Below are 19,008 nucleotides of genomic sequence, written 5' to 3'. Positions count from 1 at the left end.
CTACTTTTTATTTTAATAGTTCCTTCTATCCTATACGTATATATGTACAATTCTCCCACTACACTAGTATAGTGGCCTTTATTAACAGCAAAATCTACAATTTACAAGGAGAACATTTTATGAGTAAGAGAATAAAAGAATTAGATTCTATACGAGGGTTAGCGGCACTTACAGTGGTATTTGGACATTTTTGTTTAATGCTACCATCGTTGCCTAATTCTATTAAATTTTCCCCGCTTAGGTTTTTATGGGCGGGTGGAGAAGCTGTAATCGTTTTTTATGTACTAAGTGGTTTTGTGTTATCTATGGCACTTTATCATTCAAAAACAAATTATTGGGGATATTTAATTAAGCGATTTGTACGAATTTATATCCCTTATTATTTTTGGATAGTCATTACCTTTGCTTTATTTATTTTGTTTTCGTCGTATGAAGTGGCAGGACTACGGGATTGGTTCTATGATAGGTGGCAAGGGTCTATAACAAAAATAGATATTATAAACCACATTGTGCTTCTTAATAACTTTTTTACGGAAAATTATAATCCAGTTATTTGGTCATTGGCTCAAGAAATGCGTATATCTATTGTGTTTCCTTTGTTATTCCTTCTTTTTTATAAAATGAATTGGAAGAAAACGATACTATTTGCTTTGAGCTTTTCTTTAATTAGTGTTTTCCTTAATATGTTGCATATTGGGAAAGCAGAGGGATTTTATAATGGTTATGCCGATACACTGCATTTCACATCTATGTTTATGGTTGGAATGTTACTTTTTAAGTATCAGGAAAAACTTATTTACTTATATCAAAATATGAAAAAATTTAAAAAAGGATTTCTTATTGCATTAGGGATTATTCTATATTTATATTCCATTTTAATTTATGGTTTTTCACGTAATGATACTACTTTCTTATTAAAAGATTGGGGTGTCGTAATTGGTGTTAGCATATTTATTATCATGGCCATGAGTAACCTAAAAGTAAAAGCATTTTTAAATAAGAGTGTATTTGTATACTTAGGGGAAATTTCATACAGTATCTATTTGTGTCATTTTCCAATCATGATGGTACTATTTAAACTTTTGTATACAAAGATACCTATCTTCTTCCTTCTTACTTTATGTATGACAATGACAATACTTTTTTCTATAGTATCGTATCATTTAATTGAAAAGAAATGTATCAATTGGGCAAAACAAAGAACAACAAAGTTTCAAAAAAAGTATAATGCTTAGAGGAATCTTATTTCTTTAGTAAATATACGAATATTACCGGTTCCTAAGTATATTAGGAATCGGTCAATTTTGGATTCTATATGAACATAATGAAATTGACCGAATTATTAATTTTATACTTAACTCCAAAAATCCTCTTACTAAAGAGAATCTTCGTAACGTTTATCCAAACATAGCCGAAAATACAATTAGTAAAACGCTAGTTTCCTTGCAGCCGCGTGGTCATATAAAGTTAGTTTCAAGAGGAAGAAATGCTCAATGTATGCAGGTTAAATTCTGTATTAATAATTATTAGGGGTAACAACACATGGCTATCTATATCTAGAATGTTATATAAAACTATTGAATATTTTATTCGTAAAAACAGAGGTGTAAAATGAACTTTATTTCCGAACTACTTGTTACCGTTGCAATTCCTACGATACAACTCACATTCTTGTTACTACTCATATTTGTTTTTAGCTACTTTGTAGTATACAAAAAGGTATGTAAAGGTGGGGGGGAATTTACCGTACAACAAGTTATATTATTCATATTAATAATAGGATATTATTCTCTTGCATTATCAGCTACTTCATTTGGTCGTCCAGTTGATATAACTTTTGCAAGAACAATTGACTTTGATGTACTTAGTATTTATAAAAAAGCATGGAATACCTTTTCATTTTCTTCTTTTTTCCATATCATTGTAAATATAGGGATGCTTTTTCCGTTAGGAATTTTATTGCCTTTATTTAGTAATGTTTTTCAAAAAACAAAATGGATGTTAATCGGTTCAATTATAGCAAGTTTATTGATTGAAATCCTTGAATTTACAATGCAACGTGGAAGTATGGAACTAGCCGATTTACTTCATAATACTTTAGGAATGATGCTAGGATATTCTATGTTAAATATAGTTCTTATATTGTTGAAGAAAAAAGAAACGGATGCACAAATAATCAAATATGTATTCCTTCCTATTACAGTAAGTTTCGTTGCACTTGGAATAATTATTTCGTATCAAATGAAGGAATTTGGGAATACGCCTATTGATCCCATTACAAAAACAGATATGTCTGATGTCACTATAAAAACATCAATAGAGTTAAAAGACGAGGGTAAAAAAATGCCTGTTTACAAAGAGCAAATTACAAAAATGCCTGATGACAATGAGTTAGTTACAAAAAAATTACATATTCGAGATGTCGAAATTCTGTCTCCCAAAGAAGCATTTCAAAAACTAAAACAAGGAGACTTTGATCCTATAATATCTTTCAAAGCAGGTGATACATTAGTTATTACAGATTATAATATAGGTTATTACGCTGATACAAAAGGCTTTTCTCAACCTATATATGTTTTTCAAGTACGCTTAAATGATAATGACAAAGATAGTTGGTCTCAACCTATTTCCGCGAGAAAATAACGTGAATTTTCTTATATTACGCTGTGGGCTATTGTATAGTGTAGATATGAATAATAAAAAAGGGGGACTAGATATGTGGAAGCGATTTGTAGCGATTGGTGATAGTTTTACAGAGGGGATAGGGGATGAAGTTGAGGGAATAGCATTAAAAAGCTGGGTAGATCATTTTGTTCAACTGTGTGTAAACGATTTAAAGTATGCTAATTTTGCAAAACGTGGGTTAGTAACTAAAGAAATTCGCTCGCAGCAATTGGGAAAGGCATTAACTTTTAATCCAGATTTGGTTAGTCTAATTGCAGGTGCAAACGATGTTTTAAAAGGACGTTGGAATCATCATGCATATAAGAACGATATGGAATTTATGATAGATACATTGAGTAAAACAGGTGCTGATATTATTATAGCAAACCTTCCAGATTTTACAGTTAGGCTTCCTTTTTCTTCTGAAAAAAAACAAGTATTAAGAGAACAATTATTAGAGGCAAATGAAGTAATACTTTCACTGAGTAGAGAGTATGAGATTCATCATGTTGACTTTTGGAATCATCATTTAGTTAATGACAATACGCTTTGGTCTACGGATTTAATTCATCCAAACTCAAAAGGATATGTAAAAGTTGCTGAATTGATTTTGAGTAGTTTGCCAGTACATGACTCTTCTAAATAAGCTGTAGAATGAACTACCCCCCTGTCGCATACAGCGCAGGGGGTTTTGATGCGAAAAAGAAGGATATAGAGTGCCTATAAATTATACTTTAAGTAATTCTTTTTATTGTTTATATTTTTGTTATTTTATGTTGCAGGATCCTTAGTATTAGGATTCTTTTTTTGTATCAAATATCCACAAAAAAAAGATGAGAGCAGCGAACCCGAACTAAAGGGTATTTTAAATGAAATTGTTAAAACAACACTAATAATGATAACGTTCGCTAAATATATTCGCTTCTTTTGTTTGTAAGAATCTTAAAATCTTCCCCTTCGAATGCAACTTAACCATAAATTTAATTTTTTTGTAAATGTGGAACAATTTCATTACTTACACTGTCTATTAAGCGTTAAAACATTTTTTATTTAATAAATTAAGAAAGGAATAATCATTTATAACTAAGGGAGAAGATTGAATTGAAAAAAATATGGATGCTGCTTTTCTTTTGTTTCGGAATTATGTTGGTAGGATGTAATAAAAACGAACCGCCAAAACAAGCATTTGAAGAATATATCAATTTATGGAATGATAAAAAATTTACAAATATGTATGATCGTTTATCAGAACATGCAAAAAAAACGATTTCTAACAAGGATTTCACAGAGAAATATCAAAAAATCTATGAGGGTATTGGAGTTAAGAATTTAAAAATTAAAATGAAGGGAGAGAATGCTAAAGATAAAGAACTTTTTCTTTTTGAAGTTAATATGGATACGGATGGAGGAACGGTTTCATTCATCCATGAAGCAAAACTCGTGAAAGAAAAGGAATCTTGGAAAATAGATTGGACACCAGACTTCATTTTCCCAGGTATGAAAAAAGATTACAAAGTACGTATGCAAACAGAGCAAGGAAAACGCGGAGAAATATATGATCGAAATGGGAAAGGGCTTGCAACGAATGGTAAAGCGTCTGAGGTTGGAATTATTCCAGAGAAACTAGGTGAAACGGCAGCGCAAACGAAAGAAACAGTAGCACAATTACTTGATATGTCTACAGAAGAGGTCGATCAGAAGCTCGCAGCGAAATGGATAAAACCAGACTCCTTTGTACCAATTGGTATTTTAAAAGAGGGAACCAGACAGAATGATTATATTGAATTAGAAGGAGTTTCATCTCGCCCAGTAAATATTCGTACGTATCCATTAGGAGAAGCAGCGGCACACTTAACTGGATATATAGGAAAGGTGAATGCAGAGGAGTTAAAATCGCTTCAAAAAAAAGGTTATCAAGCAGATGATTTAGTAGGTAAGACAGGTTTAGAGAAAGTATTAGAGAATAAATTGCGTGGTGAAAAGGGTGGACGCGTATTTATGGAAGATGAGAATGGGAAAGAGATTAAAAACGTAGCAAAAAAAGAAGCAAAAGAAGGGGAAAATGTTACGTTAACAATTGATGCTGCAATTCAAGAAAAAATCTTTAATGAAATGAAAAATGAAGCAGGATCTAGTGCAGCGGTCAATCCTAAAACGGGTGAAACAATCGCACTTGTAAGTAGCCCTGCTTATAATCCAAATATAATAGTTAGAGGAGCATCAAAAGCCCAACGTGAAGCATGGAATAACGACTCGAAACTGCCAATGATGAATCGCTTCACACAAGCATTTGTACCAGGTTCCGTATTTAAAACGATTACAGGTGCAATTGGTTTGGAAACGAAAACAATAAATCCTAAGGAAGAATTTAAAATCCAAGGATTAAAGTGGACAAAAGATTCATCGTGGGGAAATTATTATGTAACACGTGTGAAGGATGCTAGTCCAATTGATTTTGATAAGGCAATGAAGTACTCTGATAATATTTATTTTGCTCAACAAGCTTTGAAAATGGGAAAAGATAAGTATGTAAGTGAATTTAAGAAGTACGGATTTCATGAAAAATTACCAATCGAATACGAATTTCCTATTTCAATAATTGCAAAAGATGGGATAAAAAATGATATTCAACTAGCAGACACGGGATATGGACAAGGACAAGTATTAATGACACCACTTCATTTAGCATTAACATATGCCCCGATTGTGAATGAAGGGAATATTCCGTCGCCTCATCTTTTAAAAGAAGCAAAAGTAGCGGGGAATTGGAAAGAAAATGTGGTTTCTAAAAAGAATCAAGAGATATTAAAGAGTGCATTAATAAAAGTCATTAATGACCCTGATGGCGCGGGGAGAATTGCTAAGGTTGATGGTGTAACTCTTGCTGGCAAAACGGGTACAGCAGAACTGAAAGAGTCGAAAGAAGCAGACGGAAAGGAACTTGGATGGTTTGCAGCTTTTGATGCAGATGCGCCAGACATGATTGTTACCATGATGATCGAAGATGTAAAAGGAAGAGGAGGGAGCAATGTTCCAGGCGAAAAAGTAAAACATGTTTTTCAGAAATAATACTTAATTAGAAGGTGAAATTTACTTCTTTAGTAAATATACAAACCTTACCGATTCAAGATTTATAAAGCAATTATAAAGTTATTGAATTTTGTTATGAAATATATATAAGCCTTGCACATTTTATTGTAGCGTTGGTTTAGATTTATGATTTTAATAATCGTATTTAATTACGTGTTTTTTACACAATTAAATACGATTATTTTTTATTTGAAAATTATAAAACAAAAAGTTTAAAATGTTAAATTAAATAATTGAAATTTAAAAAATAAGAGCTATTATGTTTAACTTTATTTTCAGAAACATTACAAAGCTGTTAGTTTGAAGTAAGGTTATTCAATATAAGTAAGAGGAAAATTTTTTTATACTAAAAGATAAAAGTATATTTTATATTCTTACAGATAATAAACATATACTTTAACTAGTCCCACTTAACGACCTTGCGGCGTGTTTGAAGAGGGCGATTCCTGCGGACACCGATGTAACCGTGGATTGATTGAACGTTGAAGCTTTTACAATTTCAACGATTTTTCTGCAACCAGCCTCATATCTTCAGTTTTCAAAGAGCAATTTGTACAAGTATATCGTAGCAAACATTTTGGCTACGCCAACCGGCATTCATCTCCCACCTATGTGCTGGTGCTATCATACCTTCACCCAAATTGAGGAGGGAGTCTTCTATCGGAAATAGATAAATAAAAGGAGCTTATTATATGTATAAAATTATGATTGTAGAAGACGACCAAAAAATTTCTAAATTACTTCAATCCCATATTAACAAGTACGGATATGAAGGGAATATTACAGAGGATTTTGAAAATGTTTTAGATAACTTTGTGAAAATTCAACCTGATTTAGTTTTATTAGATGTAAATTTGCCTAGTTTTGATGGTTTTTACTGGTGCCGACAAATTAGAACGCTCTCAACTTGTCCCATTATATTTATATCAGCGCGTAATGGAGAGATGGAGCAAGTTATGGCACTTGAACATGGTGCCGACGATTATATCACTAAACCGTTTCATTATGAAGTTGTAATGGCAAAAATCCGAAGTCATCTTCGAAGAATTTACGGAGAATATGCACCTAAAGCTGAAGAAAGAGTTGTTCAGCAATCTGGTTTAATACTTTATCCAGAAAAAATGGAATTAAAGCTAAATGATAGCATGTGTATTCTATCTAAAAAAGAAACTGTTTTACTAGAAACTCTCTTACGACAATCTCCTAGTATTGTTAGCCGAGAGAAAATCTTAGAAAAACTTTGGGATGACTATACGTATGTGGATGATAATACTTTAAGTGTAAATGTTACACGTGTCCGAAAAAAATTAGAAGAAATCGGAATAAAAAATGCATTAGAAACAGTTCGTGGTGCTGGATATCGTTTGAAAATAACTTGGAAGAATGATGAGGTATAATAATGAATTTATTTTTACGTGAACATATCCCTTTCATCTGTTTCTCAATTATTCAGCTATTTGTCGTTTTAACTGTTTATTGGCTGGATGGATATAATCACTTATCTACTGCATTATATAGTGTGTTTTTAGGAGGATGCTTTTTAATTGGGTATTTAGTTTATCGCTATTATAGCCATCGTAGATTTTATAAAAAATTATCCACTCCTTCAGAAACATTAGAGGAATCCTTAGAAGAACTGGATTCTACTCCATTATCAGTTGCACTTCAGCGAGTATTGAAAACACAATATAGTCAATATCATCAACAGTTAAAGACTTGGGAGTATAAACAAAAAGAACACCTTACATTTATTAATCAATGGGTGCATCAGATGAAAACGCCTTTATCAGTTATTGAACTGATCACACAAGAAGAGAATGGGGAGGTTTTTGAAAGTATTGTAGAAGAAGTAGATCAAATGCAGTATGGATTAGAAATGGTCTTATATATGGCGCGATTACAAACGTTTGAACAAGATTTTTATGTGGAAAGAGTTTTGTTACAGGAAATCGTTCAAGAAGTAATCCGTGAAAATAAACGACTGTTTATCCGTAGCTATGTATATCCAGAAGTAAAAGTAAAACAAACTATTATGGTAGAAACCGATAGAAAGTGGCTTCGGTTTGTTATTCATCAAGTTATATCCAATGCCATTAAGTATTCAGCAGGAAGTAGAAAAAACGTTACTATTACTACATTAGAAAAAGAGCGCTCTGTAATCCTTGAAATACAAGATCATGGTGTGGGAATTCCAAAAGAAGACCTTCCGAGAGTGTTCCGCCCATTTTATACGGGAATAAACGGTCGGAAATTTAAGGAATCTACTGGGATGGGATTATATCTTGTGAAAAATATTATAAAAAGATTGGAACATAATATTGAAATAAATTCGGAAGTAGGAAAAGGAACAACAATCCGTATCATTTTCCCTTATGCAAATCGTTAGAAAGTCATTTGTTTTGACTTTTCAGAAACCTTACAGACCTGTTAGATACATGAAAGGTTAATCGATATGAGAAGAAGGGAACCTTAGATAAACTTAGGTTATCAAAAGATAATAAGGAGCAAAATGATATGGAAATATTAAAAGTTTGTGAACTGAGTAAAATCTATACAGGAAAGGTATCTTATGAAGCACTCTCCGACATTAATTTGAGTGTAAAAAAAGGGGAGTTTGTAGGAATAATGGGACCATCAGGAAGTGGGAAAACTACTTTGTTGAACATGGTTTCTACTATTGATTCTCCCACATCAGGAGAAATATTGATTAATGGAGAAAATCCATATCAATTATCTCAAAATGAACTGGCATTATTTCGAAGACGTGCATTAGGTTTTGTGTTTCAAGCATTCAATCTTCTTACAACATTAACTGTAAAAGAAAATATTGTTCTTCCTCTGACGTTAGATGGCACAAATGTTGAGGATATGAATCAGCGTGTAGAAGGTATTGCAGAAAAATTAGGCATTCAAGATATATTAAATAAAAGAACATATGAAATATCGGGCGGACAAGCACAAAGAACAGCCATTGCACGTGCTCTGATTCATAAACCAAAATTACTACTTGCAGATGAGCCGACGGGAAACTTAGATTCAAAAGCGGCTAATGATGTAATGGAATTATTAAAACGATTAAATAAAGAACAAGATGCAACAATGATGCTTGTTACGCACGATCCAGTAGCTGCAAGTTATTGTGATCGCGTTGTATTTATTAAAGACGGAAAATTGTATAACGAAATTTATAACGGAGAAAACCAACAAATGTTTTATCAAAAAATTATAGATGTACTTGCATTACTAGGAGGTCGTAAGCATGACTTTTCAAAGATTCGCTTTTAATAATATTATTCGAAATAAGCGGACTTATGCTGCGCACTTTCTAAGTAGCTCATTTTCAGTTATGGTTTTTTTCACATATTCACTCTTACTTTTTCATGCTGATTTACAAGGAGAACTAGTCTCTACGAGTAAAACAATGAGTCTTTTAGGAACAATGGGGATGCGAATATCCCAATATCTCATTTTTGTATTTTCATTCTTCTTTCTTTTATATTCGGTAAGTTCTTTTTTAAAAACCAGAAAAAAAGAATTTGGAATTTTAATCATGCATGGTATGTCACCGTCGCAGTTAAATAAATTAATTTTTTTAGAAAATATGTTAATTGGAATCGCATCTATTACATTTGGTATCTTAATTGGTTTGATATTTGCAAAGCTCAATTTATTAGCAAGTGAAAATATATTAGCGATTGATAAGGGGCTTCCTTTTTACGTTCCTATAAAAGCTGTCTTTATGACAACTGGCGCATTTTTGATTCTGTTCCTAGTCATTTCGTTGTTTACTTCTAAGATGGTAAAAGGAAACAAGTTGATTGAACTGATGCAATCAGAAGAAAAGCCAAAACCAGAGCCAAAGGCCTCAAAAGGATTAGCATTCCTTTCCGTAATCTTCATTGGATTAGGGTATGGATGTGTATTCTATTTCGTACTAGAAAGAAACTTCATTATGCCTTACTTACTTGGAGGGGTAGTCCTTGTAGTGATAGGGACGTATTTTCTATTTTCTCAGTTGAGCGTGTATGTAATACGCGCCTTAAAGAAAAAAGACAAAGTGTTTTTTAATAAAACAAACCTTCTTACTATATCTGAATTGGCCTATCGTATGAAGGATAATGCAACTATGTTCTTTATGCTAGCGACCGTTTCCGCTGTGGCCTTCACAGGGATTGGTACATGCCTAGCAATGGGAAATAAGGGATTAACTGAAATGACCAACCCATTTGCATTTACCTATACCTCGTTAGGAGAGAATCCACAAGAAGAAGAGCACATTTTAGAAATAAAAAAACAACTCACTCGCTCAAATTTCTCTTATCAGGTAGGGGTTACGAATCCTAAATTTACGGAAAATAATTTAGTGCTAATCAAAGTATCAGAGTATAATAAGTTTGCAAAAATTTTCGGGTATGAAATGGAAAAGATTGATAATGATCAAGAAGCGATCATAGTACCATCAATCGTTTCGCAAAAAGAAAAGTATGCAAGAGGAAAAGATATTCCTGAGAAAATAGATGTAGTACAGGGAAATATGGAGATGTCCCTTCGGGTCAAAAAGGCAGTCCCTTATATAGTTCTCCCAAATACAATTGGAGCTATTATTGTTGTTTCGGATTCTTTGTACGAAAAAATCCCTAACAGAAAGACGGAAGATGATTCTTACGTAATGAAAAGTCAATATGGATTTGTGGTGGAAAATTGGGAAAAATCAAGAGCGGTTACCAAAAAATTAGAAGCAACAATGGGTAATAATAATTTGGTGGAAGCACATCATTATTTTGAAGCATTGTATTCTGAATGGATTTCTTCGAAACAAAAGAATGGTATTTTACTTATCGTCAGTGTATTAGTAGGTATCGTATTCTTTACGTTTGCAGCCAGCCTATTATATTTCCGACTATATGCAGATTTAGAAAGGGAACAACAACAATATGAAATGATTGCGAAGGTCGGTCTAAGTAGAAGAGAGCTAAAGAAAATCGTAACGCGTCAGCTTATGTTAATGTTCTTCTTGCCTTTAATTATAGCGATTATTCATAGTGGTGTCGCTTTTATAGCCTTGCAACAGCTAATTGACTTCTCTGTTTTAAAGATATCCATTTTAATTATACTAGCCTTTATATCCATTCAAAGTGTGTACTTTTTCACTGTCCGTTGGCGTTATTTACAACGGTTATATAAAAAAATCATATAGCGTATTGATAAAACAAGCAAAGAGGAGAAAAAGAAATGAAAAAAGTAATGAAAGTGTGTATGGCAGGAATTGTATCTATTTCTATGTTAGGAGCTTGTTCTTTTGGAAAGAAAGAAGAACCAAGGAATGCCGCTTTATTGATTGGGGAAGAGCAATCATTAAAAGAAATAGTAAATCAACATAAAAGTGAAATTAAGACCAACGCTTTATATAAAGTGAAAAAAGCAGAAAGTGGTGGCAGACAAGTATTAATGATGGATCAAAAAACTGCGGAGAAAATGGTTGAGATAGGTGTGTTGAGAGAATCAGATAATGATAATGAAGTATGGAGTTCAGACCCAATTAAGTCAGTACCTTCAGTTCCAAAAGGTAAAGCTGTATTACTAGCTAGTAAGAAAAATAAAAAAATTAAGGAATTAACAATTAATGAAAAGAAAATAGATGTGCAGTATGCTAGCGATACTTGGTTTGGTCACTATCGTAATTCAAATTATGAGGAACTGATTGTAATTGTAGACAAAGCTACATTCAATCAAATTCCTGTAAATGAAACATCAATGGAGATTCTTCATTTTAATAAATCGTATGGTGAAGATAGACCATACAACGAAGATGATGTTAAGGCTGTACAAGCAGAAACGGAATGGAAAAAACTCACTAAAACTATGGGGAGTCAAGTAGATGTATTAGATCCAGTCTCTATTATAAAAAAATAATGAAAACATATTTAATACAGAAAAACCAGGGTGATTTTAAGAATTTATCCTGGTTTTTTTCATTATATCTCCCATCTTTACATTTTTTAAGAAAGAGTTTTCTATCGAAAAAAGATAATTAATGGAACAAATGAAACTTGCATCATGTCTATATATTGAAACCATAATAAAAGTGAGGGCAGTTTTATGTTTATTCAAATAAGTTTGAGGTGTGGAAATGGAGCAGAAGTTTATTGAAAAATGTAATCATGATGAGCTTGACTATGTTATAAAAGACTATTGGCAAGATGTATGGAATTATTCCTTTATTATTACGAAAGATCCACACTTATCAGATGACATCACGCAAGATGTATTTATAAAGGTTTTTAAACATTGGCATTCATTTCGAAAAGAATCATCTATAAAAACGTGGATATTAAAAATTACAAGAAATACTGCAATAAACTATTTGAAATCCTCCTATTTTAAAAGGATATCTTTAATAGGATTTTTTAGTGACGATAAGCAATCTTTGTCGGCGGAACAAGAATTTTTTAAGCAAGAGGAAATGAATGATGTGTGGGAGGTTGTATTAAAACTACCTAAAAAACACCGTGAAATACTAATATTGGACGCAAGATATGAATTATCTTATGAAGAAATGGCTGAAACATTAGGAGTGTCAATTGGAACTGTAAAATCTAGATTAAGCCGAGCGAGAAGTAAGGTTTCAAAATTAATAGGGGAGGGTAGAAGTGATGAACAGTAAAAAAAATCCTGACTGGTATAGCAAATTAAAAAATGGACCAATGGAGGATCGTAAAGATGAAGAAGAATTTATTTATAAAATAAAGCAATCGATATACCAAAATAGTGAAGTAGATTCTGTAACACACAAGAGACCATTTCGTAAAAAAGCATTACCTATTGTAGTTGTTTTGGCTTGTACAATGTTATTTTTTATTATTCAACAACCTTGGCTTAATGATAATAAATCACCGGTACAAAGTAGTACTCAAATTAAGCCTAAAACAAAAGATGAGTCTGCTCAGGATCCATCATTAAAACAATTTATGAATGATATATATCGAAGTGTAAATTTAAAAAATGAAAATGACCTGTATAGAGCGTTAAATGATGAAGTTCTATTTAAAGGGAAGATTTATAAGAAGGATGAATTGAAGTTTGATGAGGATATTTTTCATGAGTTGCAAGTCGCTCTTACAATGGGGGGAGAATTTGTAAATGATACAAAGAAAGTGTACAAAGTGCCAAGTGGATTGACAGAAAGTAATCAATCAAAGCAAGAACATTTTATATATGCAACTGTTACTGGAAATAAAACAAAAATTTTAGCTGAACCAAAACGAGAATCACAAGTTTTATATGAAGTATCTAATGAAATGGTAAAAGCTTGGATTCCAGGAAAAGTGCAGAATGATGGATATATAAAAATATCGACAATTAACGGTCATACTGGATATGTACAAAAAGAATATGTTTTAACTGATATTAAATATTCTTTCATGTTCGAGAAGAGCGATGAAGGTAAATGGAAAATAACGAATATAGATTCTATATGGTAAAAGAGGAAGGTTCACTTTAATGAACCTTCCTCTTTATCTTTATCCTCTTTTTGAAGAGAATTCCAGGACTTTAAGATTTCTGATGTAACGAGAGCTGCACTATTTTTTTCTGTCTTACCACCTGGAATAACGACAGAAATTGCGATTTGAGGATCTTTTGCAGGAGCATATGCAATGAAAAGAGAATGATTAATCACTCTTTCTTGTTCATTTGGAGAACCTGTTATGCCTGTTTTACCTGCGACGTCAAAGGGCAGCCTTTTAATTTCCTCTATATTTTGACTCATCCCACTTTGCACGACACTCCAAAATTTCATCGGATATCGATTAGAACTTTCTAAGATTGGTTTAAACTTTTTTGAATCATTACCGTCATGATCAATAATAGCACTTACGATTTGAGGTTTATATTTATCACCTTTACTTGCTAAAGTTGCTGCATATTGAGCAAGTTGAAGAGGGGTGTGTATTTCATTTCCTCCCCAAGAGGCATTTAATAAAGCAGAGATTCCATTTTCAAACTTACTAGATGGATGAAGTTGATATTGTCCGTCTTCTTCAAAGGGTAAATCAATCCCAGTTTTAGAACGAAGGCCGAATTGCATTAAATAATTTGTCCATATATTTGCCACCTTTTTTATATTCCCATTATTTTGGTTGAATAAGGGTAGAGCTACTTTTGCTGTCATAAATGTATTAGATGAATTAATGATAGCCTGACTCGGTGTAATCTCACCTGTTGGCGTTCCAGGTGCATTCGTAATGTTATTTTGATTATCATACTGAAAGCTACCTTTATCTAAATAAGTATCTTCAGGTTGAAAAAGCTTTTCGTTTAATCCAATTAAAATAGTAAGTGGCTTTATAGTAGAGGCCATATTTACATAAGATTCACCATACTTTAATTTTTGAATTGCTTTATTTTGCGAAAGTGATTTGATGTTTTCTTTTTTAGATGATACATGTGTATGTAATGTATTTGGATCAAAAACTGCCGAGTTGGCCATAGTTAAAATTGCGCCAGTTTTTACATCGGTTACTACAACATAGCCAGCATTAGCATCAGGTATTTTCTTAATTTGAGATCTTAATGCTTCTTCTGTTTTTTGCTGCAACTTAGAGTCTAAAGCCAGCTGGACATCTTTTCCTTTTTGTACTTTTTGAATGTTCCATAAGAACTTTTTATTATTCATTTTAAAAATCAGAGTTTTTCCTGGTTTTCCTTTTAAATCATTTTCATATTGAAGCTCAACGCCACTTTTCCCAACAGGTCCATACTTAGAATTAAGGTCATTTTCTACATACCCAATTACCTGTGAACCAATTTCGTGTTTGGGATAATATCGAATCAATTCATCATTGATTATTACATTATTGGGTTTGTTCTTGTTTATGAATGCAAGTTCATTCTCATTTATGTCAGAGTATAACGGTATATCATTCATAGTCTGCTTTTTACAAGATTGTTGTAATTGCGATTTTATGTCCTCTGCAGAAATGTCATGTTGAAACTCGCTTGAAAATTGATTGAAAAAAGCTAATGTATTTGCTGTATCTTGATTCGATAGCTTTTCATCATTAGAAGTGCAATATAGAGATTTAACTTTCTTATTTGTAGCTAGTATTACACCATTTTGATCAAGAATTTTTCCTCTTTCAGCTGAAGAAGTAGCGATAGTAATTGAAATGAAATTGATTTTTAATAAAATTATTAAAATCAAACCTACAATAGAAAGAACCGCTAAAGATCTCCATCTTTTTATTTTTGTATGTAACATAAAACCCTCCCTTTTTTAGCTTATTTCATCTTATAGTTAATTATTTTTTTTGTAAATGTGGAACAACTTTATTATTTAGGTTGTCTATTAAGTATTACAGCATGAAGAAAGGAACAATCAGTATGAAAAGTTACTAGCAAGTCTATGTGTAAGTTTAACATGAGTCATTATACAGTTTAGCATTTCTAATGCAAGCGACAAAAAAATAGAGAGAAAAACAGGAAAGGAGATTTATCAATTACGCGGCTAAACGAAAAGGAATTGACGCTTACAAGGATTTAGAAAAAAAGATAAGACACTATTTATAACTGAATGGTGGTTTCTAATATATAGGGAACGTATTTAGTATATTTATTTACTAAGTATTAGTGAAGAGTTCCGGAAGAATTATATGGAGGATTTATGAAAAAACAAAAAGAAAAGAAGCAGAAGACATATATATCTATTCGATTAAATATAATGTTCCTTTGCATATTTGTACTCTTCTCAGCTATTATTATGCAGCTAGGAAAAGTACAAATCGTTGAGGGAGAGGCTTATAAGAACCAAGTGGAAAACAGTCAAAATGAAACAACTAGTATACCAGTTCCACGTGGACAAATTCTAGATCGAGAAGGGAAAACAGTCGTTAATAATAAATCTCTTCGCACAATTACGTATACAAGGGTGAAGGGGATTACGAGTGAAGATATTTTAAAAACAGCAAAAGACTTGGCGAAAGTACTTGAAATGCCCGAACAAGATATAAATAAATTAACCGATATCGATAAAAAAGATTTCTGGATGCAGTTGAATACGAAACGTGCGGAGACAAAGATTACTAAAAAAGATATAGAAAAGTTTAAAGAAAAGGGAATAGAGGGAAAAGAGTTAGATAAAAAAATTGAAGACTTAAGACGAAGTCGCGTTACAGAAGTAGAATTGGCAGAATTAACAGCACAAGATTTAAAGGTGTTAGCTATTAAAAGTAAAATGAGTTCGGGTTATCAACTGACACCACAAATTATTAAAAAAGATGTAACAGATGAAGAGTATGCGCGGATAAGTGAAAGGCTTGCGGAGTTCCCGGGAGTAGATGCAACGGTTGATTGGGAACGTAATTATGTAAATGGTAATTTATTTCGTTCTGTGTTAGGTAATATTACAAGCAGTGAAGAAGGATTACCGAAAGAAAACTTAGATTCTTATTTGGTACGTGGATATAACCGTAATGATCGTGTAGGAAAAAGTTATATTGAACAACGATATGAAGATGTATTACACGGTACAAAAGAAGAAGTGAAAAACATTACTGATAAATCAGGAAACATTATAAACACAGAAATAATCTCTAAAGGAAAAAGTGGTAATAGTTTAACATTAACGATTGATATGGAATTACAAAAGAAAGTGGAAGAAAGTATAGAGAAAAATTTGAGAGCTTTTAAGAGTTCAGAGCCATTGATGGACCGAGCTTTTGTCGTCATGATGAATCCAAATAATGGGCAGATTTTATCTATGGCAGGCAAAAAGATTGTAGAAAAAGAAGGGAAAGTAGAGATTGAGGATCTGGCATTAGGTAACATGACAACTTCGTATGAACTAGGATCAGCTGTAAAAGGCGCTACTTTATTAACTGGATACGAGACAGGGGCAATACAGCCAGGAGATCAATTTTATGACGCACCGATGAAATTTAAAGGTACACAAGCTAAGAAATCATGGAATGTATCCGGATTTGGTAATATTAACGATTTACGAGCTTTACAAGTATCTTCGAATGTATATATGTTCCAGACAGCATTAAAAATTGCGGGGGTTAATTACGTACCAAATGGTTCATTGGATATTAAACAAGAAGCATTTGATAAAATGCGCTATTATTTTAAACAATTCGGTTTAGGTGTCCCAACAGGTATTGATTTACCGAATGAAATAACTGGACAAACTAGAAAAGTAGATAGTCAGCCTGGGTTTTTACTAGATTTCTCTATCGGTCAGTATGATACGTATACGCCGTTGCAATTGGCACAATATATTTCAACTATTGCAAACGGTGGATATAGAATGCAACCCAAAATTGTACAAGAAATACGAGAGCAATCAATAAAAGAAGAGGAAATTGGTAAAGTTTTACGCTCTATAGAGCCTGTCGTATTAAATCGAGTTGATATGAAGAAAGAACATGTTGATCGAGTAAAAGAGGGCTTTAGATGGGTATTTCAAGAAGGTGATGGAACTGGCGTGAAATATTTCAAAAATGCTCCATACAAGCCAGCAGGAAAGACGGGGACAGCTCAAACTGTATATGGTGGAGATGATCCAATTGGCAGAAATGCAAAAGGTGAACGTATGGAATGTTATAACTTAACATTAGTTGGATATGCTCCATATGATAATCCAGAAGTAGCATTTTCTGTAGTAGTCCCATGGCTTCATAATGATAAAAGTGGAATTAATTCTGTAATTGGAAAGGAAGTTTTAGATGTATACTTTGATTTAAAAAAGCAACGTATACATGGTGAAGCTACTAGTACAGATAGCCCTAATCAAAAGCAGTAAAATTTGTGCACTTTTCTTAAGGGGAGAGCCCCTGTTTATATAAAAGTCTTTCTAAGTTAGAGAAAAAGTTAGATTTGAAATGAGAAATAGCAGCTATCATAGTTGCTATTTCTTATTGTTGTTAATACCTCTGCTACTATTTAAAAAGTTTTTTGAATGAATGGAACAAACTTGTTACTTAGGGTGTCTATTATGTGTACGTATAAAAACAGGTGTTCAAATGGGATACAGTGTATTGAATTTAATATTTGTTTTCAGTATTAAAAATTTGAAAGGAATGATATTTTTGAAAAACAAGAGGATGCTAAAAATAGGGATTTGTGCTGGCATATTAGGCTTAGGTCTTTCAAGCTTAGAAATTTTTACAGGAGGGTCATTGCAAGTTGAAGCGAAAGAAAAGCCAGGACAAGTTAAACATAAAAATCATGCGACTTATAAAGAATTCTCTCAACTTGAGAAAAAATTTGATGCTCGATTAGGCGTGTATGCTATTGATACTGGTACAAATCGAACAATTGCTTATCGACCTAATGAGCGGTTTGCCTATGCATCAACCTACAAGGCGCTAGCTGCAGGAGTATTGCTACAGCAAAACTCAATTAATAAATTAAATGAAGTCATCACCTATACGAAAGAAGACTTAGTGGAATATTCACCCATTACAGAGAAACATGTAGATACAGGCATGAAACTTGGGGAAATAGCAGAGGCTGCTGTTCGTTCCAGTGATAATACTGCAGGGAACCTTTTGTTTAATAAAATAGGTGGACCTAAAGGATATGAAAAAGCGCTTAGACAGATCGGTGATCGAGTTACAATGGCTGAACGCTTTGAGACAGAGTTAAACGAGGCTACTCCAGGAGACATTCGTGATACAAGTACAGCCAAAACACTTGCTACCAACCTTAAGGATTTTACGGTCGGAAATGCGCTTCCAGCTGACAAACGAAAAATTCTTACAGATTGGATGAAAGGAAATGCTACAGGAGACAAACTTATCCGTGCTGGTGTACCAACCGACTGGGAAGTTGGAGATAAATCTGGAGCTGGAAGTTATGGGACACGAAATGACATTGCTATCGTTTGGCCGCCGAATAGAGCACCTATTATCATCGCAATTCTATCCAGTAGAGATGAGAAAGAGGCTACCTATAATAATGAACTAATTGCGCAGGCTGCTGAAGTTGTAACCAATGCTCTTAGGTAATAAACTCTCAGTTTTTTCATTTCATTACCCAATGTAATCAAAAGCATAAAATTAGAAAACCGACTCTTTTTCGTGTGAAATGAATCGGTTTTTGTATTTAGGCAGAATCTTATGAGGGAAATAAGTGGGGAAGACTAGAGGTAAAAAAAGACATGTAATTAGGAAGGTGTAAAATTATTTAAGAATAATAAAAAATGAAACGGACAATCTCAAGTAAGTATGAATTTGTCCGTTTTATTTACTACTG

The 19,008-nt window shown here is 32.8% G+C and carries 14 protein-coding genes; 13 read left to right on the top strand and 1 reads right to left on the bottom strand.

Annotated elements, in window-relative coordinates; translation table 11 throughout:
- Nucleotides 1-71: 71 nt before the first annotated feature.
- The 11 genes from MR109_RS15945 (at nucleotide 72) to MR109_RS15895 (ending at nucleotide 13,235) form a co-directional block, all read left to right on the top strand.
- Nucleotides 72-1,235, top strand: coding sequence for an acyltransferase family protein (locus MR109_RS15945; RefSeq protein ID WP_242272955.1), 1,164 nt, complete (start codon nucleotides 72-74; stop codon nucleotides 1,233-1,235).
- Between the two features lie 376 nt (nucleotides 1,236-1,611).
- Nucleotides 1,612-2,643 carry a VanZ family protein gene (locus tag MR109_RS15940; RefSeq protein WP_242272953.1) on the top strand — a complete coding sequence of 344 codons (1,032 nt, stop codon included), beginning with the start codon at nucleotides 1,612-1,614 and terminating at the stop codon, nucleotides 2,641-2,643.
- 73 nt (nucleotides 2,644-2,716) lie between these two features.
- The gene (locus tag MR109_RS15935; RefSeq protein WP_242272951.1) at nucleotides 2,717-3,310 is read left to right on the top strand and encodes an SGNH/GDSL hydrolase family protein; all 594 of its coding nucleotides are present in this window, start codon (nucleotides 2,717-2,719) and stop codon (nucleotides 3,308-3,310) included.
- A gap of 455 nt (nucleotides 3,311-3,765) precedes the next feature.
- Nucleotides 3,766-5,733 carry a penicillin-binding transpeptidase domain-containing protein gene (locus MR109_RS15930; protein WP_242272948.1) on the top strand — a complete coding sequence of 656 codons (1,968 nt, stop codon included), beginning with the start codon at nucleotides 3,766-3,768 and terminating at the stop codon, nucleotides 5,731-5,733.
- A gap of 713 nt (nucleotides 5,734-6,446) precedes the next feature.
- The gene (locus tag MR109_RS15925; RefSeq protein ID WP_000276753.1) at nucleotides 6,447-7,151 is read left to right on the top strand and encodes a response regulator transcription factor; all 705 of its coding nucleotides are present in this window, start codon (nucleotides 6,447-6,449) and stop codon (nucleotides 7,149-7,151) included.
- 2 nt (nucleotides 7,152-7,153) lie between these two features.
- Entirely contained in the window at nucleotides 7,154-8,140 is a 987-nt protein-coding gene (locus MR109_RS15920; RefSeq protein ID WP_242272946.1) for a sensor histidine kinase, read from the top strand.
- Nucleotides 8,141-8,268: 128 nt separating this feature from the next.
- Nucleotides 8,269-9,039, top strand: coding sequence for an ABC transporter ATP-binding protein (locus MR109_RS15915; RefSeq protein WP_071719550.1), 771 nt, complete (start codon nucleotides 8,269-8,271; stop codon nucleotides 9,037-9,039).
- A complete protein-coding gene (locus tag MR109_RS15910) occupies nucleotides 9,014-10,951 on the top strand; it encodes an FtsX-like permease family protein (RefSeq protein ID WP_242272944.1) in 1,938 nt (645 codons plus the stop codon). Before MR109_RS15915 ends, MR109_RS15910 begins: the two co-directional genes overlap by 26 nt.
- Nucleotides 10,952-10,986: 35 nt before the next feature.
- The gene (locus tag MR109_RS15905) at nucleotides 10,987-11,667 is read left to right on the top strand and encodes a lipoprotein BA_5634 family protein (RefSeq protein WP_242272942.1); all 681 of its coding nucleotides are present in this window, start codon (nucleotides 10,987-10,989) and stop codon (nucleotides 11,665-11,667) included.
- A 217-nt stretch (nucleotides 11,668-11,884) separates the two neighbouring features.
- Nucleotides 11,885-12,418, top strand: coding sequence for an RNA polymerase sigma factor (locus tag MR109_RS15900; protein WP_242272940.1), 534 nt, complete (start codon nucleotides 11,885-11,887; stop codon nucleotides 12,416-12,418).
- On the top strand, nucleotides 12,408-13,235 hold the full coding sequence (locus MR109_RS15895; RefSeq protein ID WP_242272937.1) for an SH3 domain-containing protein: 828 nt from the start codon (nucleotides 12,408-12,410) through the stop codon (nucleotides 13,233-13,235). Before MR109_RS15900 ends, MR109_RS15895 begins: the two co-directional genes overlap by 11 nt.
- 11 nt (nucleotides 13,236-13,246) lie before the next feature.
- On the opposite strand, the gene MR109_RS15890 is transcribed toward MR109_RS15895, so the two are convergent.
- On the bottom strand, nucleotides 13,247-15,013 hold the full coding sequence (locus MR109_RS15890; RefSeq protein ID WP_242272935.1) for a peptidoglycan D,D-transpeptidase FtsI family protein: 1,767 nt from the start codon (nucleotides 15,011-15,013) through the stop codon (nucleotides 13,247-13,249).
- Nucleotides 15,014-15,415: 402 nt separating this feature from the next.
- On the opposite strand from MR109_RS15890, the gene MR109_RS15885 reads away from it, so the two are divergent.
- Both MR109_RS15885 and bla read left to right on the top strand, forming a co-directional pair.
- The gene (locus MR109_RS15885; RefSeq protein WP_242272933.1) at nucleotides 15,416-17,554 is read left to right on the top strand and encodes a peptidoglycan D,D-transpeptidase FtsI family protein; all 2,139 of its coding nucleotides are present in this window, start codon (nucleotides 15,416-15,418) and stop codon (nucleotides 17,552-17,554) included.
- A 277-nt stretch (nucleotides 17,555-17,831) separates the two neighbouring features.
- On the top strand, nucleotides 17,832-18,761 hold the full coding sequence (bla, locus tag MR109_RS15880) for a class A beta-lactamase Bla1 (protein ID WP_374202576.1): 930 nt from the start codon (nucleotides 17,832-17,834) through the stop codon (nucleotides 18,759-18,761).
- Nucleotides 18,762-19,008: the final 247 nt, after the last annotated feature.

Origin of the sequence: Bacillus cereus group sp. BfR-BA-01310 (genome assembly GCF_022664325.1) — a bacterium.
GTDB lineage: Bacteria > Bacillota > Bacilli > Bacillales > Bacillaceae_G > Bacillus_A > Bacillus_A paramycoides.
The sequence above is the reverse complement of the archived record's forward strand: the minus strand, read 5'-3'. Positions and strand labels throughout refer to the sequence as shown.

Bases quoted from the DNA above. Each gene is read 5' to 3' on its own strand.
- MR109_RS15940 (WP_242272953.1), top strand. From the start codon at position 1,612: ATGAACTTTATTTCCGAACTACTTGTTACCGTTGCAATTCCTACGATA.
- MR109_RS15935 (WP_242272951.1), top strand. From the start codon at position 2,717: ATGTGGAAGCGATTTGTAGCGATTGGTGATAGTTTTACAGAGGGGATA.
- MR109_RS15925 (WP_000276753.1), top strand. From the start codon at position 6,447: ATGTATAAAATTATGATTGTAGAAGACGACCAAAAAATTTCTAAATTA.
- MR109_RS15920 (WP_242272946.1), top strand. From the start codon at position 7,154: ATGAATTTATTTTTACGTGAACATATCCCTTTCATCTGTTTCTCAATT.
- MR109_RS15915 (WP_071719550.1), top strand. From the start codon at position 8,269: ATGGAAATATTAAAAGTTTGTGAACTGAGTAAAATCTATACAGGAAAG.
- MR109_RS15910 (WP_242272944.1), top strand. From the start codon at position 9,014: ATGACTTTTCAAAGATTCGCTTTTAATAATATTATTCGAAATAAGCGG.
- MR109_RS15905 (WP_242272942.1), top strand. From the start codon at position 10,987: ATGAAAAAAGTAATGAAAGTGTGTATGGCAGGAATTGTATCTATTTCT.
- MR109_RS15900 (WP_242272940.1), top strand. From the start codon at position 11,885: ATGGAGCAGAAGTTTATTGAAAAATGTAATCATGATGAGCTTGACTAT.
- MR109_RS15895 (WP_242272937.1), top strand. From the start codon at position 12,408: ATGAACAGTAAAAAAAATCCTGACTGGTATAGCAAATTAAAAAATGGA.
- MR109_RS15890 (WP_242272935.1), bottom strand. From the start codon at position 15,013: ATGTTACATACAAAAATAAAAAGATGGAGATCTTTAGCGGTTCTTTCT.
- MR109_RS15885 (WP_242272933.1), top strand. From the start codon at position 15,416: ATGAAAAAACAAAAAGAAAAGAAGCAGAAGACATATATATCTATTCGA.
- bla (WP_374202576.1), top strand. From the start codon at position 17,832: ATGATATTTTTGAAAAACAAGAGGATGCTAAAAATAGGGATTTGTGCT.